This window comes from Sphaerotilus sp. FB-3 (genome assembly GCF_023706025.1).
Lineage (GTDB): Bacteria > Pseudomonadota > Gammaproteobacteria > Burkholderiales > Burkholderiaceae_C > Sphaerotilus > Sphaerotilus sulfidivorans.
Window position 1 is genome coordinate 129,354 of sequence record NZ_BQWE01000031.1, and the last position, 16,254, is coordinate 145,607.

Here is a 16,254-nt window from a genome sequence, read left to right on the forward strand (position 1 = left end):
GCGCCTCAGCCCTCGTCCGGATCGGACGGACGGGCCTCACCCCGGGCCGCCCGCTCCTGGGCAAACAGCTCCTCAAGCTGACGCCGCCCCTGGCGGGCCATCGACACCAGCAGCTTCTCGTCGCGGTGATGCGGCCAGAGCTGCTCGAGCTGTTCGATCGAGTGCGCCCGGAAACGCGTTGCCAGTTCGCCCGCCTCCTGCGGCGTCCAGCCAAGCTGCTCGAGCACGCTGCGGGCGCTGGCCAGCGAGGCATCCAGCGTCTCGCGCTCGATCAGCGTGACGCCCCGGTCACGCAGCGCGAACCAGTGCCGCACATTGCGCGCCCGCGCCACCAGCACCAGATGCGGGAAATGCTCGCGTGCCAGATCGACCAGCTTCAGGCTCTGCTCGACATCATCGATCGCCACCACCAGCACCCTGGCGGTGTCTGCACCCGCAGTGCGCAGCAGATCCGGGCGGGTCGCGTCGCCGTAGTGGACCCGGAAGCCGAAGCGACGCAGCGCCGCGACCTGCTCGGCATCATGGTCCAGCACCGTCGGCGCGATGCCGTTGGCCGCGAGCAGGCGGCCGACGATCTGGCCGTAGCGACCGAAGCCGGCGATGATGACCGGCCCGTCCTGCGGCTCCGACAGGGCATGCGGCGAGGCGAGCGGCTCGGCCGCGCGCTCGCGCCGGCGTGCGCGCCGGTCCAGCACCAGCAGCAGCAGCGGCGTGAGCAGCATCGACAGCGCGACCGTGCCGATCAGCACCGAGGTCTGCGCCTCGTCGATCACCTTCAGGCCGGCCGCCTGCTGGAAGACCACGAAGGCGAACTCGCCGCCCTGCGCCAGCAGCAGCGCGAACACCGGGCGCTCGGCACCGGGCACCTCGGCCTGGCGGGCTAGCAGCAGCAGCACGGCCGCCTTCAGCAGCAGAAAGCCCGCCAGCAGACCCGCCACCAGCAGCACCTGCGCGGCAATGACCTGGAAGTCGATCGACATGCCGACCGCCATGAAGAACAGGCCGAGCAGCAGACTCTTGAAGGGCTCCAGATCGGTCTCGAGGGCACGGCGGTACTCGCTCTCGGCCAGCAGCACGCCACCGAGAAAGGCCCCCAGCGCCATCGACAGCTCGACCGCGTGCATCAGGCTGGCCAGCGCCACCACCAGCGCCAGAGCCGCCGCCGTGAAGATCTCCGGTGAGCCGCTGCGGGCGATCCAGCGCAGCGCATGGCGCAGCAGCAGCCGGCCGGCGATGATGATGCCCGCCACCACCGCCAAGGCGCGCGCCGCCTCGATGCCGTGGCTGCCGGCCTCCTGGACCTTCGGCGCCAGCAGCGGGATCAGCGCCAGGATCGGAATGGCCGCGACATCCTGGAACAGCAGGATCGCGAAGGCCGCCTGCCCCCCGGAGGTCGGCATCAGGCGGCGTTCCTGCATGACCTGCAGCGAGACCGCGGTCGACGACAGGGCCAGCCCCATCCCGACCAGCAGCGCCATCGGCCCGGGCACGCCCAGCAGCCAGGCGCAGCCCCCCAGCACCAGCGCACAGCCCAGCAGCTGCACGCTGCCCCAGCCGAAGATCGCACGGCGCATCGACCACAGCTTCGGAGGCTCCAGTTCCAGCCCGATCAGGAACATCATCAGCACGACTCCGAACTCGGCCACGCCCATGATCGCGTCGGGGTCGCGCACCAGGCTCAGGCCGAAGGGCCCGATCAGGATGCCGGCGGCCAGGTAGCCGATGATGCTGCCCAGGCCGAAGCGCCGCGCCAGCGGCACCACCGCGACTGCGGCGACCAGGTAGACCAGCGCGGCCTTCAGCCAGAGGCTCTCGTGCGGCATCGTGCGCAGCTCCGGTTCAGTCGACGCTGCAGCCCGAGGGCAGCGCCCAGGTGGTCTGCGGCTTCATCGCCTTCAGCGCCGCCGAGGCGCTGATGCGCACGCTGGCCGCGCCCAGGCGCTGCTCCAGCTCGGCGATGCTGACGATGTAGCGGTCGAGCGCACCCAGGCCGGTGGTGTTGGGAATCAGCCAGGCGATCGCCTTGCCGGCGCCGGTGGCCGGATCGGTGGTGATCAGCGCCTTCCACAGGAATTCCGGCGTGCGGATGCCGTGGCTGCTCAGGTAGAAATCGTTGGTGTCACCGGAGGCACTGCCGTGGACCACGCCGCCGTAGACCTGCACCGGCGCCAGGTCGCGATAGCACTCGGCCACCGTCTCGGCCTCAAGCCAGATGCCGCGGTTGAAGCCCGAGACCTGCGGCACGATGTTGCTCATGTAGTTGGCGCGCCGGATCAGCGCGCTGTCGGAGTCCATGTGGTTGGACATCACCAGATGGCCGCGGTCATAGCCCGGATGCACGCTCTCGTAGCTGGCGGTGCTGGTCTGCTGCAGACAGCCGGCCGGCAGCGTCGGGTCGAAGGTGAAGGTACTCGGCCGCGCGGCGCTGCCGGTGTCGGCCTGCAGGGTGTAGCGGTAGTGCAGCGCGGTGCGGTCGGTGCAGTCGTAGATCAGCCGGAAGCCGTTGTAGTCCTGGTCGATGATCCAGTGCCCGGACGGGCCGGCGCGCGCGACGCTGGTCTCGGCGCCGGTGTCGGTCGTGGTGTCCGTCTGCGTCGTGTCGTCGCCGCCGCCGCCGCAGCCGGCCAGGGCCAGCGCGGCCATCCAAGCCAGCACGGCCGACCTCAGCCGCAGGCGAGAGACAGAGGAGGGCGCGTGGGCCGAGGCGCGGTCGAAAGTGGTCAGCATGCAATCCCCTTGAATTGAATAAATTGAATGATCTGCCGATGTCCTGAGCGCGCCGATTACAGCACCCCCGATCCGGCTGCCGGCCCGCCGGCCTGCGGCATCAGGCCGTCACCGAGAAGCAGGTCGCGGCACTGTTGCGCAGCTTGCGCATCCAGTCGCCCCGCCTGCGCAGCCAGCGCGACCTGCGGCAGCGCCAGCCGGCGGTAGAAGTCGAGCGGATCGTGCGACGACGGCGCCAGCGCCTGCAGCGCCGCCAGGTGGGTGCGCAGCACGCCGGTGTCGCCGCGCGCGATCGGCCCGGACACCGCGCCGGCCAGGCCACGGCCCTCGACCGCATCGAGCGTGCCGCGCGCCAGCGGCAGCAGCGCTGCCAGCGCCTCGGCCTCGTCGACGCCGAAGGTTTTCCACAGGCCCGTCGCCTCGGCCAGCACCGGCAGCAGGAAGCTGGCGGCATAGCCGGCGGCGACGTGGTAGCGCGCCCGCATGCCCGGCGGCAGCACGATCGGGCGCAGGCCCAGCACCGCGGCCAGCGCCTGCAGCGCTTCGGCCAGCGCGCTGCCGGCCTCGGCCTCGATCGCCACCGTGCTGCCCGCCAGTCGATCGGCCGCACGCAGCGGATCCGAGAAGATCTGCAGCGGATGAAAGCCGCCGGTGGCCGCGCCCGCCCGCGCCGCGCCCGCCAGAGCCGCGACCTCGGTGGCGCCGCTGCAGTGCACCACCGCCTGCCCGGGGCGCCAGCGCAGCGCCTCGGTGCAGCTCGCGATGTGATCGTCGGGCACCGTCAGCAGCACCAGCCCGGCCTGATCGACCGCCGCCTGTGGAGAACTCGGCTGTGGACAACTTTCGGGCCAGCCCGGACCGAGTGCCTGGCGCCGACTGCCGATGGCCGCCACCGCCACGCCGCGGCGTGCCAGCGCGATCGCCAGCGCCTGCGCGACCCGGCCGGCGCCGACCAGCACGATCGGGGGCAGCACACGAGCGGCGTGGCCTGTGGATAAGTCCGTGGAAAGGGGGAGGCTTGCGTTCATGGCGCCATCATGCACACTGGCCCGCATGGATATCCACAGCCTGCAGACCCGCCTGCGCGCCTTCTCCGCCGAACGCGGCTGGGAGCCGTACCAGAACCCCAAGAACCTCGCGATGGCGATGGTGGTCGAGGCCGCCGAGCTGGTCGAGATCTTCCAGTGGCTCCGCCCCGAGCAGGCAGCCGACATCGCCGCCGATGCCGCGCGCCAGCAGCATGTCGGCGAGGAGATCGCCGATGTTCTTGTCTATCTGCTGCAGATCGCCGATCGTTGCGGCATCGATGTCGAAGCTGCGGTCGAACGCAAGATCGGTCTGAACGCGCTCAAGTATCCGGTGCCGAGTTCTCCACAGCCCGCCCCGACCGATTCCGGAGTTGCCGATGCCCCGTCTCCCGAACCCCGTGCCGACTGAGTTGTCCACAGCCGCGCAGCAGGTGGCGGTGATCGACTGGCGCGCCGCCGATGCGCCGGCCCGATTTGTCCACAGCCTGCTGCACACCGGCTTCGCGGTGCTGACCCATCACCCGATCGACACCGCGCTGCTGCACCGGATCGAGGCCGAGTGGGACCCCTGGCTGGCCTCGCCGGCTGTGGACAACTGTCGCTTCGACCCGCTGACCCAGGACGGCTATGTCGGCCCCGAGCGTTCCGAGACCGCCAAGGGCCAGACCGAGAAGGATCTGAAGGCCTTCTTCCACCACTATCCCGGTGGACGTTATCCCCAGGAGCTGTCCGACGCCGCGCTGCGCTACCGCGCGCAGGCCGAGGCGCTGGCAGCACAGCTGCTCGACTGGGTGCAGACGCACGCGCCCGAGGCGGCACGCCGGAGTTTTCCACAGCCGCTGCCGGAGATGATCGCCGGCAGCCGGCAGACGCTGCTGCGCATCCTGCGTTATCCACCGCTGCGTGGCGACGAGCCGGCCGGTGCGATGCGCGCGGCCGCACATGAGGACATCAATCTGCTCACCGTGCTGCCCGCCGCGCGCGAGCCGGGCCTGCAGGTGCTCGGCCGCGACGGCCTGTGGCGCGACGTGCCCGGCGATGCCGGCTGGCTGGTGATCAACACCGGCGACATGCTGCAGGAGGCCAGCGGCGGCGTGTTTCCGTCGACCACCCACCGCGTCGCCCGGCCGGTCGGCGAGGCGGCGCGGCGGGCACGCATGGCGATGCCGCTGTTCCTGCATCCGCGCCCGGAGGTGCGGCTGTCGGCACGCCACACCGCCGCCAGCTATCTCGACGAGCGGCTGCGCGAGCTCGGTCTCAGAGCGCCCTGACCACCAGCTTGAAGTCCGGATCCTCGGGGAAGGGCCGGACCTCGTAGCCCAGGCCACGCATCAGACGCAGCATGTTGGGGTTGTTCGCCAGCACCAGGCCCTCGATGTGGGCCAGGCCCTTGTCGCGGGCGAAGTCCTCGATCGACAGCATCAGCCGCGAGCCCAGGCCCTGACCCTTGTAGTCGTCCGACACCACCAGCGAGAACTCGCAGGTCGTCTGGTCCGGATTGGTGATGTAGCGCGACACGCCGATGATCTTCTCGGTCTCGACGAACTCGCCGTCCTCGCCCAGCACCCGGTCGGTGTGCACCGCCACCAGCGCCATCTCGCGGTCGTAGTCGATCAGCGTGTAGCGCGCCAGCATGCGCGCGGGCAGCTCGTGCATCGCGCTGGCGAAGCGGAAATAGCGGCTCTCCTCCGACAGCCCGCGGGTGAAGGCCTGCAGCATGTCGGCATCGTCCGGGCGGATCGGGCGGATGGTGTAGAGGTCGCCGCCCTTCATCGGCCACTCGCGCTCGTAGCGGCTCGGGTAGGGCAGGATCGCCAGATGCTGGTAGTCGCGCGCGGTCGGGCCGGCATGGTCGATGACGATGCGCGCATCCACCGCGACCGCGCCGCTCTCGTCGACGATGATCGGGTTGATGTCCATCTCGCGCAGCTGCGGCAGCTCGCAGACCATCTCGGACACCCGCAGCAGGATCTGCTCGACCGCCTCGAGATCGACCGCCGGCGCGCCGCGCCACTCGCCCAGCATCGTGGCGATGCGGGCCCGCTCGATCAGCCGGTGCGCCAGGAACTGGTTCAGCGGCGGCAGCTCCATCGCGCGGTCGGCGATCAGCTCGATCATCGTGCCGCCGGCGCCGAAGGTGATGACCGGGCCGAAGGGATCGTCGGTGGTCAGGCCGATGAAGATCTCGCGCCCGCGCCGCTTGGCTGCCATCGGCTGGATGGTCACGCCGTTGATGCGCGCCTTGGGCTGCACCCTGCGCACCGCGGCGAGCATGTCGTTGAAGACATCGCGCACCTGCGCGGCCGTGCTGACGTTCAGCGCCACGCCCTGCACGTCGGACTTGTGGCTGATGTCGGGCGAATCGATCTTCAGCGCCACCGGATAGCCGAGCTGGCTGGCGATCAGCATCGCCTCGCCGGCGGTGCGCGCCAGCATGGTGCGTGTGACCGGGATGTGATAGGCCGCCAGCAGCGCCTTCGACTCCATCTCGGTGAGCACCTTGCGCCGCTCGGCCAGCACGCTCTCGATCAGCAGCCGCGCGCCCTCGGTGTCGGGCGTGGCCAGCTGCGACAGCGGCGGCGGCGTCTGCTGCAGCAGCTGCTGGTTCTGGTAGAAGTTCGCGACGTTGGCGAAGGCGTCCACCGCGGCCTCGGGCGTGCGGAAGGTGGGAATCAGCGCGCTGTTGAGCTTGACGCGCGCATCGCGCACCCGCTCGTCGCCCATCCAGCAGGTCAGCACCGGCTTGGCCATGTGGTGGATGTGGTCGCAGACCACCTGCGCCACGCCGTCCGGATCGCTGTCGAGCTTGGGGCTGTAGATCACCAGCACGCCGTGGACCGCACGGTCCTTCGCACAGGCCAGCAGCGCGGCCTTGAACTGCGCCGGCGTGGCTTCCTCGCCCAGGTCGATGACCGACTCCAGCGTGGCATGCGGCGCCAGCGCCGGCGCCAGCTCGGTGCGGCCGGTGTCGACCAGCCGGGCCACATCCAGGCCGACCTCGTTGGCCCGGTCGGCCGCCAGCACCGCCGGCCCGCCGCCATTGGTGACGATCGCCAGTCCCTTGCCGACCGGCTTGTAGCGCGAGGCCAGGCACTTGGCGGCCGAGAATAGCTGCGTGAACGAGCGCACCCGCACCACGCCGGCGCGGCGCAGCGCCGCCTCGAAGACATCGTCCGATCCCACGATCGAGGCCGAATGCGTCAGCGCGGCGGTCGAGCCCGCAGGCTGGCGACCGGCCTTCATCACGACGACCGGCTTGGCGAAGGCCGCCGCACGCAGCGCGCTCATGAAGCGCCGCGCGTCATGGATGCCCTCCATGTAGACCAGGATGCTCTGGGTGGCGGCATCGTTGGCCAGGAAGTCCAGCACCTGCGGCAGATCGACGGCGGTGTTGGCGCCCAGCGAAACGACGGTGGAGAAGCCCACCGCATTGCGCGCGGCCCAGTCCAGGATGGATGCGGTCAGCGCACCCGACTGGCACACCAGCCCGAGCGGCCCCGGCGCCGCCAGCCGGCCGGCGACACTGGCGTTGAGCTTGAGCAGCGGGCGCTGGAAGCCCAGCGAGTTCGGCCCGAGCAGGTGCATGCCATGCCGGCGCGCGATGTCATGCAGCTCGCCGCACAGCGGGCCCGGCAGGCCGGTGGACAGCACCAGCGCCGCCCGGCAGCGGATGCGTCCTGCAATTTCCACTGCTGCGGCGATGCGCTCATGCGGCAGCGCGATGATGGCCAGATCGGCACGCGAGTGCGCCAGATCCGACAGCGTGCCGGTCATCTCGATGTCGAGAAAGTTCAGCGAGCCGCCGAAACCGCCCGCGCGCAGCTCCGCCAGCATCGTGCGCGTCAGCGCCGGCGCCTCTTCGAGGTGATCGGGATGGCCCGCGAAGACGACGATCGACTTCGGGGCGAACAGGGGGGTCAGGAAGTGGTGGTCCACAGGACAGCCTGCGTGGTGGGGGGCAACGCGCAGCATACGGCAGGCACTTGCCGGGAACGGTGCAGGGGGGCGGAGATTTGCGCTGGGACAAGGCCCCCGATGCAATTCGGCATTCGACCGCGAAGTTGTCCACAGGCCAGCCTGTGGACAACTTCGTGCCGCCAGCGCCATGAAAAAGGGGGCCGAAGCCCCCCCGTTGTCGTTGCTGTTGCCGTGACCGCTGCGGACCGCAGATCCGCCCGACACCGGCAGTCCGACGCTCAGCGCACCACCGCGATCTGCTCGCGGTTGCCACCCTTGTAGGTGAACATCGTCAGCGCGCCGTTCTTGATGTCGCCCTTCTCGTCGAAGATGATCGTGCCGGTCACGCCCTTGTAGCCCGTCGTCTTGGCCAGCACCGGCAGGTACTTGACCGGATCGCTCGAGCCGGCCTTCTCCATCGCCGCCACCAGCACGTTCACCGAGTCGTACACATACGGCGCGTAGATCTGCACGTCGGCGTTGAACTTCGTCTTGAAGCGGGCCTTGAACTCGTCCATGCCCTTCTTCTGCTCGCCTTCGACGCCGCCGGCCTCGGCGCACACCACCTGGCTGTCCTCCATCGCGCCGCCCGACAGCTTCGGCAGCTCGCCCGAGCAGATGCCGTCGCCGCCCATGAACTTCGCCTTGATGCCCAGCTGCTTCATCTGGCGGATCATCGGGCCCGCCACCGCGTCCATGCCGCCGAAGAACACCACGTCCGGCTTCTTCGCCTTCAGGTTGGTCAGGATCGCGGTGAAGTCCGTCGCCTTGTCGTTGGTGAACTCGCGTGCCACCGTCTTGCCGCCGGCCGCCTTCACGCCCTTCTCGAACTCGTCGGCCACGCCCTGGCCGTAGGCGGTGCGGTCATCGATCACCGCGATCGACTTGCCCTTGAGCTGCGTCACCGCGTACTTGCCCAGCGTGCCGCCCAGGTGCACGTCGTCCGCCACCAGACGGAAGGTCGTCTTGAAGCCCTGGCGGGTGTACTTCGGGTTCGTCGCCGACGGCGACACCTGCGGAATGCCCGCGTCGCTGTAGATCTTCGATGCCGGGATCGAGGTGCCCGAGTTCAGGTGGCCCACCACGCCGGCGACCTTCGAGTCCACCAGCTTCTGCGCAGCGGCCGTGCCCTGCTTCGGGTCGCCGCCGTCGTCCTCGGCCAGCAGCTCGAACTTCACCTTCTTGCCGCCGATCGTCACGCCCTTGGCATTGAGCTCGTCGATGGCCATGCGCGCGCCGTTCTCGTTGTCCTTGCCCAGGTGCGCGATGCCGCCGCTCGTCGGGCCCACATGGCCGATCTTGACCACTTCCTGGGCCGAGGCAGAACCTGCGGCAGCCAGCAGCGCCAGGCCAGCGAGAGCGACATTGAGCTTGTGATTCATCTGGAAGTCTCCGCGAAAGAAGTGAAGCGAGAAACGTGAGTTGGAGCCTGTGTGCTTTCAAGATGTGTGCCAGCCATCTGCCTGTGCCATGGGCTCGGCTGTGTCCAGTCCTCTTTCCTCAAGACCTGTCTTTGGCTGTTCCTGGATGTTCTGGCTCTTCCGGTGATGCCGCCACGCTCTTCCTTCCCGGTCTTCTTCCCGAAAAAGTTATCCCTGTCTTCTTATGTATTTATAAGTAGTACATAGTAGTAGAGGGCGCTCTTTTCTGTGGATAACTCATGTTTTCCTTTTGAAATCAATGACTTGAGTCATGGATAACTCTGTGGAGGACCCTGGGGATTGCGGTGGACAGAAAGAGAGCAACTTTGGGCGGGCGCCAGTTGTCCCGAGTTGTTCATGTGCTGTCCCCTGCTTGTTCACAGACTTGTCCCCAGGCTGGGGCATGAACCGCCGATGTGCGTGAGGCATCTCACGAATCTGCCATTTCAGGAGAGTTGTCCACAGCTTTTTATCCACAGCGGTGGACAACTCGGCCTGCAGCTCGCCTGAGGGCCGGCGGGCCGGTCGGCTACCCGTACCATCGTGGCTTCAGTCGATCGGGGAACCGTCCATGGGCAAGCCTGCCAACCCTCAGAAGTACGCCGTCATCAATGCCCCGAGCCGGATCGATGGCACCGGCGCCTTTGCCGCCGAACCGATCCCACCGGGACGCAAGATCGGCGAGATCCGGGGTGAGGCCATCAGCGTCCAGGAAGCCCGCGAACGGGTGAAGAACGTCGATCGCATCATGATGGTGGAGATTTCCGACCGGAAGGCGATCGATGCCTCAAGATCGCTCGATCCGCTGCGCTTCACGAACCACTGCTGCCGCCCCAATGCGGTGCTTCGCATCCGTCAGGGGCGGGTCGAGATCCATTCGATCCGACAGATCGAAGAGGGCGACGAGATCACCTGCGACTATGGCGAGACGCACCATGAAGGTGGCATGACCTGCCACTGCGGCGTGCCCGGCTGTGTGGGCAAGCTGTGAACAACCGGTGAGGAAGCAGTGAAGAAGCGGTGAGGAAACGGTGAGCAAGCGGCTCCGATCTGTGGAGATCGGGCGCAGATCCGGTGGACAAGTCCACCGGAAGGTTCAAGGCGCGGTGCTGCGGGCCGAGTCGCGCAGCTCGCGCCTGAGGATCTTGCCGACATTGCTCTTGGGCAGCTCGTCGCGGAACTCGATCTGGCGCGGGCACTTGTAGGCGGTGAGATGGCGCCGGCAGTGCTCGGCGATCTCGGTCTCCGACAGCGCGGGGTCGCTGCGTACCACGCACAGCCGCACCGCCTCGCCGCTGTGCGCGTCGGGCACGCCGAAGGCGGCGCATTCGAGCACCCCGGGATGCTGGCTGACGACCTGCTCGATCTCGGTCGGATAGACGTTGAAGCCGGACACCAGGATCATGTCCTTCTTGCGGTCGACGATGCGCACCTGGCCGTCGGGCGACATCACGCCGATGTCGCCGGAGCGGAAGAAGCCGTCGGCGCTCATGACCTTGGCGGTCTCGTCGGGGCGCTGCCAGTAGCCGGCCATGACCTGCGGGCCGCGGATGCAGATCTCGCCGGCCTGGCCGAAGGGCAGGTCGCGGCCATCGTCGTCGCGGATGGTGATGTCGGTCGAGGGCACCGGCAGGCCGATGGTGCCGGTGAAGGTCTTCAGGTCGAGCCGGTTGGCGGTGGCCACCGGCGAGGTCTCCGACAGGCCATAGCCCTCGGCGACCGGGCAGCCGGTGACCTGCAGCCATTTCTCGGCGGTGGCCTGCTGCACCGCCATGCCGCCGCCGTTGCTGACCACCAGCGCCGAGAAGTCGAGCCGCGCGAAGGCGGGATCGTGGGCCAGCGCGTTGAACAGCGTGTTGACCGCCGGGAACATGTGGAAGCGCTGGCCGCGCAGCGCGCCCACCAGCGCCTTCAGGTCGCGCGGGTTCGGGATCAGGATCAGCCGCACCCCCATGCGCACGCCGAAGAAGAAGGACAGGGTCAGAGCGAAGATGTGATAGAGCGGCAGCGCGCACACCCCGGTGAGCTGCTGTGCGCCGAAGCTGCGGAACTGCGGCGAGAACCAGGCCTCGCACTGGCGCACATTGGCCACCACATGGCGGTGCAGCAGCACCGCACCCTTGGACACCCCGGTGGTGCCGCCGGTGTACTGAAGAAAGGCGATGTCGTCGGGCCGCACCTGCACCGGGCTGCGGTGCTGGCCGCGCGCCGAGCGCAGTGCCGGTCGCCAGCGGCTGACGCTGCGCCCGTTCTCCAGCGGCAGCTCGAAGGCCGGCACCATCTTGCGCACATGGCGCACCGCAAAATCGATCAGCCGACCCTTCCAGGCCGGCAGCATGTCGCCGGTGGAGGTCAGCAGCACATGGCGAACCGCGGTGCGCTCGATCACCTGCTGCAGCGTCGCGGCGAAGTTCTCCAGCAGCACGATCACTTCCGCACCGGCATCGCGCAGCTGGTGCTCGAGCTCGCGCGGGGTGTAGAGCGGGTTGACATTGACCACGATGCCGCCGGCACGCAGCACCGCGGTGATCGCGACCATGTACTGCGGCAGGTTGGGCATCATCAGCGCCACCCGGGTGCCTGGCACCACGCCGTGGCGCTGCAGCCAGACGGTCAGCGCCTCGGCCTCCCGGTCCAGGTGATCGAAGCCGCTGCTCTCGCCCAGAAAGACCGCCGCCGGCCGGGCCGCATGGCGGCGCAGGCCGTCATCGAGCAGATCGACCAGCGTGCCGGCATCGCTCAGGTCGATCTCGGCGGGCACGCCGGGCGGATAGTGGGCCAGCCAGGGGCGGGGCAGGGCGGTGCTCATGGAACTCCTCCGGAGCCGGGGTCGGCGATGTGGGCCGGATTGTTCGGTGCCCCGGAACCGCGGCGTCTCCGGGCTTGCCCGGAGGCGGGCGGTGGCCTGTCCCTTCAGTGACAGGCGCCTCGCGGCATCATGTCCGCCACGCACGCAACGACGGGAGGCGCAAGGTGCTGGCGATCGGACTGGGACTGGGGCTGCTGCTGATGGCCGGCGTGCTGGCGGGGGTGCTGGCGGGCCTGCTGCCGTGGCCGCTGCTGCTGCTGCCGCTGCTCCATCCGCTGGCCCTGCTGGCCGAGATGTTGATGGCCGCCGCGCTGCACCGGGGCGATGCGCTGGCGCGGCCACCCTGGCGGGCACGCTGGCGCGCCTGGGCGGCAGAGACCGGCTGCTCGAGCCGGCTGTTCCTGCGCGAGCAGATGCTGCGCGAACACCGCTGGCCGGATGCGCAGGCCGCCGCGCCGGGCGTTCGCGGCGTCTTGCTGATCCACGGCCACCTCTGCAACCGCGGCGTCTGGAACGACTGGCAGCCCGGGCTGCGCGCGCTGGGCGTGCCGGTGATCGCGCCCAGCCTGGAGCCGCTCTTCGTGTCGATCGACCAGCACGCGCCGGTGATCGACGCGGCCATCCGCCGGCTCGAGGCGCTGACCGGACAGGCGCCGCTGGTGGTCTGCCACAGCATGGGCGGACTGGTGCTGCGGGCCTGGTGGCGCGCCCAGGTGCAGGCCGGCGCGACGCCGCAGGCCGTCAGTGCGCGTGTCGCCGGGGTCATCACCGTCGGCACGCCGCATCGCGGCACCTGGCTGGCCCGCTTCGGCCAGCGTCCGAATGTTCGCCAGATGCGCCTGGACTGCGACTGGCTGCAGACGCTGGCCGCGGCCGAGACGCCGGCTTGGCGGGCGCGCTTCCTGTGCGTGCGCAGCGATTGCGACACCATCGTCTTTCCGCCGCGCTGTGCGCTGCTGGAGGACGCGCCGACGCTCACGCTGCCTTCGCGCGGCCATCTCGAGCTGCTCGACGACCCGATTCTGCGCCGGCAGGTCGAGCAGGCGCTGCGCGCACGGACATGATGCACGGGCCCGGACCGTGGTACTGTGTGGTTCAGGTCGGATTCAGGATGGTCCGCACCGGAACTGCAATCATCGAACGATGGATTCCGCCTCCACCTCCGCTTCCGCCGTGACCGCGCCGGCGCCGCTCGACGACATTGATCGGCGCATCGTCGATGCGCTGCAGTGGCAGGGCCGCATGACCTTCGACGAGCTGGCCGGACAGGTCCAGCTCTCGGCCTCGGCGGTGCTGCGCCGGGTGCGCCGGCTCGAGGAGAGCGGCGTCATCGTCGGCTACTCGGCCATCGTGCCGCCGCAGCGTCTGGGCCTGACGGTGACCGCGCTGATCGAGCTGCGCCTCGAGCCGGGGCCGGCCGCGGCCGACGCGCTGGCCCGTGCGCTGCAGGACTGGCCCGAGGTGGTCGAGTGCCTGCGCCTGGGCTGCGACCCGAGCCGCTATCAGCTCAAGGTGGTCAGCGCCGACCTGGCGCAGCACGGCCGCTTCATGACCGAACGCCTGCAGATGCTGCCCGGCCTGCGCGACTGCCATGCGCGCTTCGTGCTCGAGCAGCTGCGCACCGGCCGCTCCGGCCCGGTGGCCTGAGCGCAGGCGCCGGGCAGCGCCGGCTCAGGCCGGCGTGCTGCCGGCGAGCTGGTCTTCGTTGCCATAGGCTTCGCCATAGGCGCTGCCGACCAGGGCCGGCCGGCCGACGATCAGCGGATCGACCGGCCCGAGCGTGCGCAGATCCTTGCGTGCGTAGGGCATGCGGTGCAGCACATAGCGCATCGCGTTCAGGCGCGCGCGCTTCTTGCAGTCCGACTTGATGACCGTCCACGGCGCGTCCTGGGTGTCGGTGTGCAGGAACATCGCCTCCTTGGCACGGGTGTAGTCGTCCCACTTGTCGAGGCTGGCCTTGTCGATCGGGCTGAGCTTCCACTGCTTGAGCGGATGCGTCTCGCGCTCCTTGAAGCGACGGCGCTGCTCGGCGCGGCTGACCGAGAACCAGAACTTGAACAGGAAGATGCCGTTGCGCACCAGGTTGCGCTCGAATTCGGGCGCCTCGCGCATGAACTGCTCGTACTGCGCATCGGTGCAGAAGCCCATGACCCGCTCGACGCCGGCGCGGTTGTACCAGGAGCGGTCGAACAGCACGATCTCGCCGCGGGTCGGCAGGTGCTGCACATAGCGCTGGAAGTACCACTGGCCGCTCTCGATCTCGCTGGGCTTCTCCAGCGCGACGACGCGTGCGCCGCGCGGGTTGAGGTGTTCCATGAAGCGCTTGATCGTGCCGCCCTTGCCCGCGGCGTCGCGGCCCTCGAACAGGATGACGACGCGCGCGCCGGTCTCCTTCACCCACGCCTGCAGCTTCAGCAGCTCGACCTGCAGCCGGTACTTCTGCTGCTCGTAGTTCCTGCGCGCCATCAGGTGGCGGTAGGGATAGGCGCCGTCGCGCCAGCCCGGCGCCAGCTCGGTGTCCGGATCGACGCCGGGCATCGGCACCGGCTGGCGCCGGGCGGCCATCGAGCCGCGCATCAGCGCCAGATCGTCCGGCGAGGAGCCGGCGATCAGCGCCTGCAGCTGGTCGCGCCAGGTGGCGTCGTCGATCTCGCCGCGCTGGCGCCGGGCCATCACGTCCGACAGTGCCATCTCGCGCGAGGCCTGCGCGGCCTCGGTCGCGGCCTGGACCTCGTAGTGCTCCAGCCTGGTGGCGGTGATCGGTGCGGACTTGTCGGCCATCTCGACCGGCGCGGCCGGCTTGCGCCGCCGGGGTGCCCGGGGTGAACTTGGGGGCACGGCGGCGGCGGGCGGTTCGCTGGCCACTTCGGGCGTGACGGTCGAGGGGCGGGTGCGGGTGCGAGCGGTCATGGCGGAATCCCTGGTCGGTGTTCGAGATGGGCCGAACGATGGGTGCAGATGACAGCATCATGAAAATCCCGCGCGGCGCCGTCCTTGCGGAGGGTCAATTTCAGGCCAGCCGGCACAATGGAGGATTGCTCACGTCCTGCCAGGAGCCTGCATGAAACCGATCGGAACCCCGCTGTCCGCCCATGCCACCCGCGTCATGCTGCTCGGCAGCGGCGAGCTCGGCAAGGAAGTGCTGATCGCGCTGCAGCGCCTCGGCGTCGAGACGATCGCGGTCGACCGCTACGACAACGCGCCCGGCCAGCAGGTCGCGCACCACGCCCGCACGATCGCGATGAGCGATGCGGCGCAGCTGCGCGCGCTGATCGAGACCGAGCGGCCCGACCTGGTGGTGCCCGAGATCGAGGCGATCGCCACGCCGGAGCTGGAACGGCTCGAGGCCGAGGGCGTCGTGCGCGTCATCCCGACCGCCCGTGCCGCGCGCCTGACGATGGACCGCGAGGGCATCCGCCGCCTCGCTGCCGAGACGCTCGGCCTGCCGACCAGCCCCTACCGCTTCTGCGACTCGCTCGAGGAGCTGCAGGCGGCGATCGACGCCGGCATCGGCTATCCCTGCGTGGTCAAGCCGGTGATGAGCAGCTCCGGCAAGGGCCAGAGCCGGCTCGACGGCCCCGGCGACGTGCGCAAGGCCTGGGACCACGCGATGGCGGGCGGTCGGGTCAGCCACGGCCGCGTCATCGTCGAGGGCTTCATCGACTTCGACTACGAGATCACGCTGCTGACGGTGCGCGCGCTCGGCGCCGACGGCCAGGTCGAGACGCACTTCTGCGACCCGATCGGCCATCTGCAGGTGAAGGGCGACTACGTCGAGAGCTGGCAGCCGCACCCGATGCGGCCGGCGGCGCTGGCCGAGGCGCAGCGCATCGCGCGCGCCGTCACCGACGACCTCGGCGGCCAGGGCCTGTTCGGCGTCGAGCTGTTCGTCAAGGGCGATCAGGTCTGGTTCAGCGAGGTCAGCCCGCGCCCGCACGACACCGGCATGGTGACGATGTGCACCCAGTGGCAGAACGAGTTCGAGCTGCACGCCCGCGCCATTCTCGGCCTGCCGGTGGACACCGCGCTGAAGTCGGCCGGCGCCAGCGCGGTCATCTACGGCGGCGTCGAGGCCGAGGGGCTGGTCTTCGACGGCGTCGACGAGGCGCTGCGGGTGCCGCGCTCGGAGATCCGCCTGTTCGGCAAGCCCGAGAGCTTCGAGCGCCGGCGCATGGGCGTGGCGCTGGTGCGCGACGAGGATGTGGAGAAGGCCCGCGAACAGGCCCGCCTGGCCGCCTCGAAGGTGCGTCCGCGCCGGCCCTGAAGGCGTCCGGTCGCGACTCGGGCCACAATCGCGACTTCCGTTGCCAAC

13 protein-coding genes are annotated in these 16,254 nt (G+C 69.5%); 6 read left to right on the forward strand and 7 right to left on the reverse strand.

Features of this window, described 5'->3' with window-relative positions; all coding sequences use genetic code 11:
* Positions 1-5 precede the first annotated feature (5 nt).
* From kefC to NFT33_RS12620, 3 genes are read right to left on the reverse strand one after another with little or no spacing between them, the layout of a single operon-like run.
* Positions 6-1,823, reverse strand: coding sequence for a glutathione-regulated potassium-efflux system protein KefC (gene kefC, locus NFT33_RS12610; protein ID WP_220786355.1), 1,818 nt, complete (start codon positions 1,821-1,823; stop codon positions 6-8).
* Positions 1,824-1,839: 16 nt separating this feature from the next.
* The gene (locus NFT33_RS12615; RefSeq protein ID WP_251675809.1) at positions 1,840-2,727 is read right to left on the reverse strand and encodes a DNA/RNA non-specific endonuclease; all 888 of its coding nucleotides are present in this window, start codon (positions 2,725-2,727) and stop codon (positions 1,840-1,842) included.
* A 56-nt stretch (positions 2,728-2,783) separates the two neighbouring features.
* Positions 2,784-3,701 carry a DUF2520 domain-containing protein gene (locus NFT33_RS12620; RefSeq protein ID WP_220786353.1) on the reverse strand — a complete coding sequence of 306 codons (918 nt, stop codon included), beginning with the start codon at positions 3,699-3,701 and terminating at the stop codon, positions 2,784-2,786.
* A 16-nt stretch (positions 3,702-3,717) separates the two neighbouring features.
* Here NFT33_RS12620 and NFT33_RS12625 point away from each other — a divergent pair, with 16 nt between their 5' ends.
* Both NFT33_RS12625 and NFT33_RS12630 read left to right on the forward strand, forming a co-directional pair.
* Positions 3,718-4,164, forward strand: a complete 447-nt coding sequence (locus tag NFT33_RS12625) for a nucleotide pyrophosphohydrolase (protein ID WP_309296147.1) — start codon at positions 3,718-3,720, stop codon at positions 4,162-4,164.
* Between the two features lies 1 nt (position 4,165).
* The gene (locus NFT33_RS12630; protein WP_251675811.1) at positions 4,166-5,026 is read left to right on the forward strand and encodes a 2OG-Fe(II) oxygenase family protein; all 861 of its coding nucleotides are present in this window, start codon (positions 4,166-4,168) and stop codon (positions 5,024-5,026) included.
* Here NFT33_RS12630 and NFT33_RS12635 read toward each other — a convergent pair.
* A complete protein-coding gene (locus tag NFT33_RS12635) occupies positions 5,013-7,691 on the reverse strand; it encodes a bifunctional acetate--CoA ligase family protein/GNAT family N-acetyltransferase (protein ID WP_251675813.1) in 2,679 nt (892 codons plus the stop codon). The two genes, NFT33_RS12630 and NFT33_RS12635, sit on opposite strands and share 14 nt — an antisense overlap.
* A 260-nt stretch (positions 7,692-7,951) precedes the next feature.
* Complete coding sequence (locus NFT33_RS12640; protein ID WP_251675814.1) at positions 7,952-9,094, reverse strand: branched-chain amino acid ABC transporter substrate-binding protein; 1,143 nt, start codon at positions 9,092-9,094, stop codon at positions 7,952-7,954.
* A gap of 610 nt (positions 9,095-9,704) precedes the next feature.
* Between NFT33_RS12640 and NFT33_RS12645 the strand changes: the two genes are divergently transcribed.
* Positions 9,705-10,124 carry an SET domain-containing protein gene (locus NFT33_RS12645; protein ID WP_251675816.1) on the forward strand — a complete coding sequence of 140 codons (420 nt, stop codon included), beginning with the start codon at positions 9,705-9,707 and terminating at the stop codon, positions 10,122-10,124.
* Between the two features lie 105 nt (positions 10,125-10,229).
* Here NFT33_RS12645 and NFT33_RS12650 read toward each other — a convergent pair whose 3' ends face one another.
* Positions 10,230-11,930 (reverse strand): AMP-binding protein, encoded by a 1,701-nt coding sequence (locus NFT33_RS12650; protein WP_251675874.1) that lies wholly within the window; start codon positions 11,928-11,930, stop codon positions 10,230-10,232.
* Between the two features lie 176 nt (positions 11,931-12,106).
* Here NFT33_RS12650 and NFT33_RS12655 point away from each other — a divergent pair, with 176 nt between their 5' ends.
* Both NFT33_RS12655 and NFT33_RS12660 read left to right on the forward strand, forming a co-directional pair.
* A complete protein-coding gene (locus tag NFT33_RS12655; protein ID WP_251675818.1) occupies positions 12,107-13,006 on the forward strand; it encodes an esterase/lipase family protein in 900 nt (299 codons plus the stop codon).
* A 79-nt stretch (positions 13,007-13,085) separates the two neighbouring features.
* Positions 13,086-13,589 (forward strand): Lrp/AsnC family transcriptional regulator, encoded by a 504-nt coding sequence (locus NFT33_RS12660; protein ID WP_251675820.1) that lies wholly within the window; start codon positions 13,086-13,088, stop codon positions 13,587-13,589.
* 24 nt (positions 13,590-13,613) lie between these two features.
* Here NFT33_RS12660 and ppk2 read toward each other — a convergent pair whose 3' ends face one another.
* A complete protein-coding gene (gene ppk2 / locus NFT33_RS12665; RefSeq protein ID WP_376744157.1) occupies positions 13,614-14,852 on the reverse strand; it encodes a polyphosphate kinase 2 in 1,239 nt (412 codons plus the stop codon).
* 151 nt (positions 14,853-15,003) lie between these two features.
* Between ppk2 and purT the strand changes: the two genes are divergently transcribed.
* Entirely contained in the window at positions 15,004-16,206 is a 1,203-nt protein-coding gene (purT, locus tag NFT33_RS12670; RefSeq protein WP_251675822.1) for a formate-dependent phosphoribosylglycinamide formyltransferase, read from the forward strand.
* Positions 16,207-16,254 lie beyond the last annotated feature (48 nt).

Excerpts from the sequence above, each read along its gene's own strand:
- NFT33_RS12615 (WP_251675809.1), bottom strand. The coding sequence starts at position 2,727 with ATGCTGACCACTTTCGACCGCGCCTCGGCCCACGCGCCCTCCTCTGTC.
- NFT33_RS12660 (WP_251675820.1), top strand. The coding sequence starts at position 13,086 with ATGGATTCCGCCTCCACCTCCGCTTCCGCCGTGACCGCGCCGGCGCCG.
- ppk2 (WP_376744157.1), bottom strand. The coding sequence starts at position 14,852 with ATGACCGCTCGCACCCGCACCCGCCCCTCGACCGTCACGCCCGAAGTG.
- purT (WP_251675822.1), top strand. The coding sequence starts at position 15,004 with ATGAAACCGATCGGAACCCCGCTGTCCGCCCATGCCACCCGCGTCATG.
- NFT33_RS12640 (WP_251675814.1), bottom strand. The coding sequence starts at position 9,094 with ATGAATCACAAGCTCAATGTCGCTCTCGCTGGCCTGGCGCTGCTGGCT.
- kefC (WP_220786355.1), bottom strand. The coding sequence starts at position 1,823 with ATGCCGCACGAGAGCCTCTGGCTGAAGGCCGCGCTGGTCTACCTGGTC.
- NFT33_RS12645 (WP_251675816.1), top strand. The coding sequence starts at position 9,705 with ATGGGCAAGCCTGCCAACCCTCAGAAGTACGCCGTCATCAATGCCCCG.